Raw genomic sequence first — 5,388 nt, 5'->3', positions numbered from 1 at the left:
CTTCCTTCAACGTCTCCCGTTCAGCCGCGAGGCCGACGCCTTCGGAAGATGATCAAAAGGCTCCCACCGATGATTACAGCCCCCGCAGCTACTCCGGCTGCGGCGCGCAGAGCCCCCGAGGCGCCAGTTTCAGCGAGGTGAGAGGAGGGGGAGGGCACTGGCGCCTGAGGGGTCTTAGCGGGCGGGACCGCAGCACGGGGGGTATCCGTCGCTCTCGGCGGGTGTGTCCTGGAAGGCGTCTTCGAGGGAGGGGCCGAAGTCGGCGGTGCCGGCTTGGTGGGTGGAGCCGACTGAGTTGGCGGTGCCGGCTTGGTGGGTGGAGCCGACTGGGTGGGCGGAGCTGGCTGGGTGGGGGGAGCTGGCTGGGTGGGGGGAGCGGTCGAGGGGCAAGGGGAGCCGCATGCGGGCGCCACCTCCGTCTCGTCACGCGAGTACCTTTGATCGTCACCAGCCTTTACGACCAGGTGCACTGGCAGAGCCGTGGAATGCTGGGGAAGATCCAAAGTGATATCAAAATCGCTCTGGAATGACCGGGTGGGCAGAAGCGTTTCGTCGCCAGCTGTAAGGGTCACTTCATTGAGCGTGTCGGGATTGTAGTTACTGAGGTGAATGGTCACTTTTGAGCAGGTGACTGTCCAGGCAGGAACATGCGCAGCGGCCGGACCGGCACCAAGCCCCAAACCAAGTATCCCCACTGCCGCAGCAATGGACGCAGCGCCCCTTCGCCGTCTTGGCTTGTCCGAAAAAAACACATTTCCTCCATGCGCACTGTTCGTCTACTAAAGTTCCATTTTCGCCAGTGCTCGCACCAGCGAGAGACACCCCTACACAGCAAAGACAGCTGACACAACATCTAATGGTGATGGATGTTCAGCGTGCATGCTGTTGAGGCCGGTCTGTTATCTGCTCCTCTCGCCGACCGCTGCAAGCGGCTCAAGCCGTGAGGTGGACAGCTCATCGGGGGACCGTTGCGCGCTAAGCAGTCGCACCGGCTGTTCCCGGCCGGAATTGGCCCCGTGATGGTTCCAAGTCAGGCGGCGCCTGGCACGCTCGCCGCAGAAGCAAGAGGCGGGCCCTGCAGCACCCGGTACGGACGGCGATAGCGCAGCGATTATTACGGGCGTACTGCCGCAAGTTGTACAAGCATTTTACGAACTGCATCAAATGCGTGCCAAAGTGGGTGGCGGGGGTGTAGAAGCAGCCATATGCCAGGCGAATCGTTTGCCCCTGGGGCACGGAGAGGGTGCCGGACGCCGTTTTTCCACCACCCATGCCACGATGCCGGGCCTCTGGTTCTGGAATGGTCCGCCGCAGCCTATGAACGGATGCAGGCCATCCGCGACTATCGCGAGAACAATCCGCACGGCCCAACCGCGTGGGAGGACCCGTACGTGAAGGCAGCCTGTCAGGTTGAATTTGCTGCTCGGCGCGCGATCATGGGCTCACCCAAGTGGCGTCAGTTGACTTATGCGGAATTGTCCTATTCTGAAAGGCGGGCGCTTTAAATGTTGTGACAGGATGCCGTCGAGCCCCCGGCCGATGCGTGAGTGACGACAGCTGCCAAGTCAGGACGTTGGCCGGCCCGGGTGCCTCACCCCGAGGACAACGAGTGAATCCGCCAGCACGCAGACCGGGCCCTTGCTAACGGGCCCGTCCTGCGAGCGCAACTTCGACACTCTCGGCTGGCGTGCTACAACGCGCCTTGCTGCCTGACCACTTGAAGAGCCTGGGTAGCCACCTGCAAGGAAAGGCAAGACCGTGGGTCATCGAGGTCCACGGAGAGGATGCGCTCGATGCGCTCCAGGCGGTCGTACAGTGACGGGCGTGACATCTGCGCAGCTTCGGCTGCGGCAGTCTTGTTCCGTCCGACGTCGAGATAGCAGGCCAGTACGGACGTGAGACGGGTACCGTGCCGAGCGTCGTATTCAAGCAACGGGCCGATCTCGTTCTCGATGTAGCTCTGCAAACGGCTGTCGTCGCGCAGAAGGCGCAGCAAGCCTGTCAGCCGCATGTCCTGCGTTCTCACGTAAGGCCGGTTGCTGATCGGGTGGTCACTTCTCATCGCCACACCCAGGGCCTGCAGAGCCGCTGTCAGACTGCGTCGTCCGTCGTAGATGGAGCTGACGGATGGGCCTACAGCGATGATGAGCTCAGGTTCCTTTTGGCTGTCGGGATTGAGGTAACCGAAACACTCTTTGGCCAGTCCGTGAAGAGTGCGGGAAAATGATTCGATGATACTCGTCGCATCATCTTGAGGTTTTGCCGTCATGAGTACGGCAACGACACCATTGTCCAGCGCTGCTGTGAGAGCACGGATGCGCTGCCCTTGCAGCGCTGTAACAACGACGTCTTCGAGACAACGCACATCTGCGCGCGACGGCCTGTTACTACGACGCTGGCGGACGACGACTCCGAGGAGTTGGGAATTCTCGAGCGGAAGTCCCATGGCGCGCGAGCGCAATGCTACCTCCTTGGCCGTCAGCGAATGCGTCAGAATGCTCCTGAGCAAGGCGGCATGTGCCTGCCGTTCGACGTATTCTTGGCTGGCACCGATGAGTTGGTTAAGTGCCAGAGTCTCCGCTCCCCTTTTCAGTATAAGGGACGAAATCTCCGAACGAGCGGCACCGGCGGCTCCCTTCGAGACCGGCTCTCTCTCCGCTGCGGGCAGCATGAGAAGGCGTCCCCAGTCCTTACCCCGTGCTCCAACCGGGGCAGTCAGCCAGCCGCGCTCTTCGGCGTCACTCGTCCCATGAGAAATCTGGCGGGACTGCTCCTCCCAGCCCGCAAGCAGGTCGGCCGGATCATCATTTGCGGAATCGTAGGCGAGCATTTGATGAGCTAGGTTCTCAAGCACTACCGGTCGTCGGGAAAAGAGCGCAATTTGGTGTACGACTTCCCATGGACTGGCGCCTTCGAGAGCGAGTTCCGTGAAAATGTGGTGAACCTCTTCTGCCGCCGCCAAAACCTCCAATCGCTCGTCGGCGATAATGAGATTGACAGATTCGGCAATTTCATTCAGGTGGGCAGGTAGTTCCAGTGCCACCAGCGGAACACCATGGCGGTCTGCTGCGCTGATCAGTTCGGACGGCAGCATCGTGACATATCGAGGACCTAGCATAATTACCAGGCCGGACACACGGGCACTCGCCAGTGCCGCAAAGAGTGTATCAATCTCGTGGTCGTCGCTCGGAAGAGTGAGGCCACAGGTGAGGATCAATTGCTCCGTCTTGGTTATTTGGCCGGGCCACACCATTTCGTTGATGTGAACCCACCGGACCGGGGCTGCGAGGCCCCCTCCAGCCACTACTTTGGGCGCACTTCGCGCTACGACTTCCAGGCCGAGCACATCCGCCACCGTCAGCATGTTTCGCTCCAACTACGCCCCGCTCGGCTCCGATCCACACTCGGCAGGTCGCAGTGACGACGCCCCCTGAGCGCTTTGGCAGGGACATAGCGTAGGAACCGTGATCGACTGTTCCAACCAGAGTTGCCGAGGTTGCAACACCTCCCTCGCGGTGCAACCCGGGCAACTTCAATAGGCCGCGATGAAGCGCTCCCATACCGTGCGTTTACGCCCGCCCACCCACACGGGAGCAACCGAGGTTGTCATGAGTGGTACGTATAAAGTGCAGCGTATAGGCCGACTCTACACAGTGGTGTGCATTCAGACCGGTACGGTCGTCTTTGTCACGCCTAGTTTGAGGCTCGCAGACAAGCGGGCTCGGATGTACAGCGCACTCAACCTCCGTGCACGGACTGCCCGCGTCCCCCACCCCCGCCGTTCCGCCGACTAGATGCGGCGACACCCCAGACGCGGACGTTGACAGGAGTGCGGGGCTCCCACAGTCCACGCATCACGATCCATTCCGCTGCCCCCTTGCGTGCGCCAACCGGCCACGTTTGTAGCGGCTTTGACAAAGCCGTAGAACTTGGCAGGGAGACGGTGGTCGTTCAGTCGAGGCTTTGATGTCGGCGCCGCGGTCGAAGCTGCGGGCAGGGCCAACCCGGGTAGTCGCAGGGCCTATCGGGTTGTCAGCCGGTTGTAACGGCTCGCTGGGAACGTCGTCAGCTCACCTTCCGTGCTTCCATGCGGATGTTCTGTCGAAGCGGGCCGGGGCATAGCCGGGGCGGCCGCACTGTGAAGGACAGGAAGAAGGCCGGGGGCTTCGATGGCGACTGGCATGGGGCGGTGCTCGGCTGCCCAGGTGAGGGAGCGCGTGGGCCCCGAGTCGAGCGGCCGGTCACATGAGAGAGCTTTCAGGCGAGCAGTCTGGCCGTGTCCGGCCGCTGGGCGGCCGGCCAGGTGGGGGCGGCTGCAGAGGCCAGATCTGGGGTCGGCACGAAACCGATCGTGCCGACTCCGGAGGCCGGATGGACAACGAACCCAGAAGGTAGGAACGCGACAGAGCGCACGTCATGGACATCAGTTGCGATTCAGACAATCGTGATTGCTCGAAATCAGGCGCCGAGCGTAGCTTCGAACACAGCAGAACCATCGATCGGCGAAATCCTGGGAGTGATCGGGATGAGTGGATTCACACCGGACACGGCGATGGAACTGTGGCTCCAAGGGGATGCAAGCTCCGTTCCTGAGGCTCGCGGCGCATCTCATCTCTTCATTGAAAAAGCCGGGGCCCCCTGGTCCATCATTGAGGATGACGTTGCGCTGGTCGTCAGTGAGCTGGTGTCAAATGCCTGCCGCCATGCACCGGGACCATGCAGAGTCAGATTGCGCACCACGGGTTGCGAGACCTGCATAGTGGAGGTGTGGGATACGTCCTCGTGTCTGGAAGACGTCGTTGTTCGCACGGAGACCATGGAACCGGACGTGTCACTGCCATGTGGTGGTTATGGGCTTGGCATTGTTGCCTGCCTCAGCCACGAGGTGCAGGTACAGAGGGAGCAGTCGGGTAAAACAGTCCAGGCTGTCCTTAATGCGCCTGGGCAGCCCTGAAAGGCGAGAGTGGTGGAGCTCAGGCCCCGGCGTGCAGTGTCGCATCGACGTTTTCAGCGGTGGCGTCGATGGATGCACTCGAATATCCGAGAGTGCGTGACAATTGTGTGGCGCATCGGAGGGTGAGTCTCCCCGCGGCATCCAGCTGATTCTGGAGACGGTTGCGGGGGGCGCCGACATTGACTGCGGCAATCAAACGGCCCCGGAAGTCGCGTACCGGAGCAGAGACGCCTACCAGACCTTCCTCCAGCTCACCATCGATCTTCGCATAACCCATCGTGCGGATCAGTCTGAGTTCGTTGACCAGTGCGTCGACCGTACGCAGGCGTTGTGTCGCAGGAGCCTCTTGCATCATGTCATCGGTGAAAGACGCGCGCACCACGCTCTCGTCCCAGTCAGAGATGAGGACGCGTCCTGCTGAGGTCTGCGTCACG

Annotated in this window: 3 protein-coding genes; 1 reads left to right on the top strand and 2 read right to left on the bottom strand. The window is 61.5% G+C overall.

The window, feature by feature from the left end; genetic code table 11:
* Window positions 1-1,690: 1,690 nt before the first annotated feature.
* Entirely contained in the window at window positions 1,691-3,364 is a 1,674-nt protein-coding gene (locus tag AB0N17_RS45085) for a PucR family transcriptional regulator ligand-binding domain-containing protein (protein ID WP_366017503.1), read from the bottom strand.
* A 1,161-nt stretch (window positions 3,365-4,525) separates the two neighbouring features.
* Between AB0N17_RS45085 and AB0N17_RS45080 the strand changes: the two genes are divergently transcribed.
* Window positions 4,526-4,954, top strand: coding sequence for an ATP-binding protein (locus tag AB0N17_RS45080; RefSeq protein WP_366017504.1), 429 nt, complete (start codon window positions 4,526-4,528; stop codon window positions 4,952-4,954).
* A gap of 19 nt (window positions 4,955-4,973) precedes the next feature.
* Here AB0N17_RS45080 and AB0N17_RS45075 read toward each other — a convergent pair.
* A partial coding sequence (locus tag AB0N17_RS45075) for an IclR family transcriptional regulator C-terminal domain-containing protein (protein ID WP_366017502.1) occupies window positions 4,974-5,388 on the bottom strand: 415 nt, incomplete at its 5' end.

Origin of the sequence: Streptomyces sp. NPDC051133 (genome assembly GCF_040682635.1) — a bacterium.
Lineage (GTDB): Bacteria > Actinomycetota > Actinomycetes > Streptomycetales > Streptomycetaceae > Streptomyces.
This window is presented reverse-complemented; position numbering and strand designations above follow the sequence as displayed.

What these genes read in the sequence shown, in the direction of transcription:
- AB0N17_RS45085 (WP_366017503.1), bottom strand. Translation starts at nt 3,364, where the DNA reads ATGCTGACGGTGGCGGATGTGCTCGGCCTGGAAGTCGTAGCGCGAAGT.
- AB0N17_RS45080 (WP_366017504.1), top strand. Translation starts at nt 4,526, where the DNA reads ATGAGTGGATTCACACCGGACACGGCGATGGAACTGTGGCTCCAAGGG.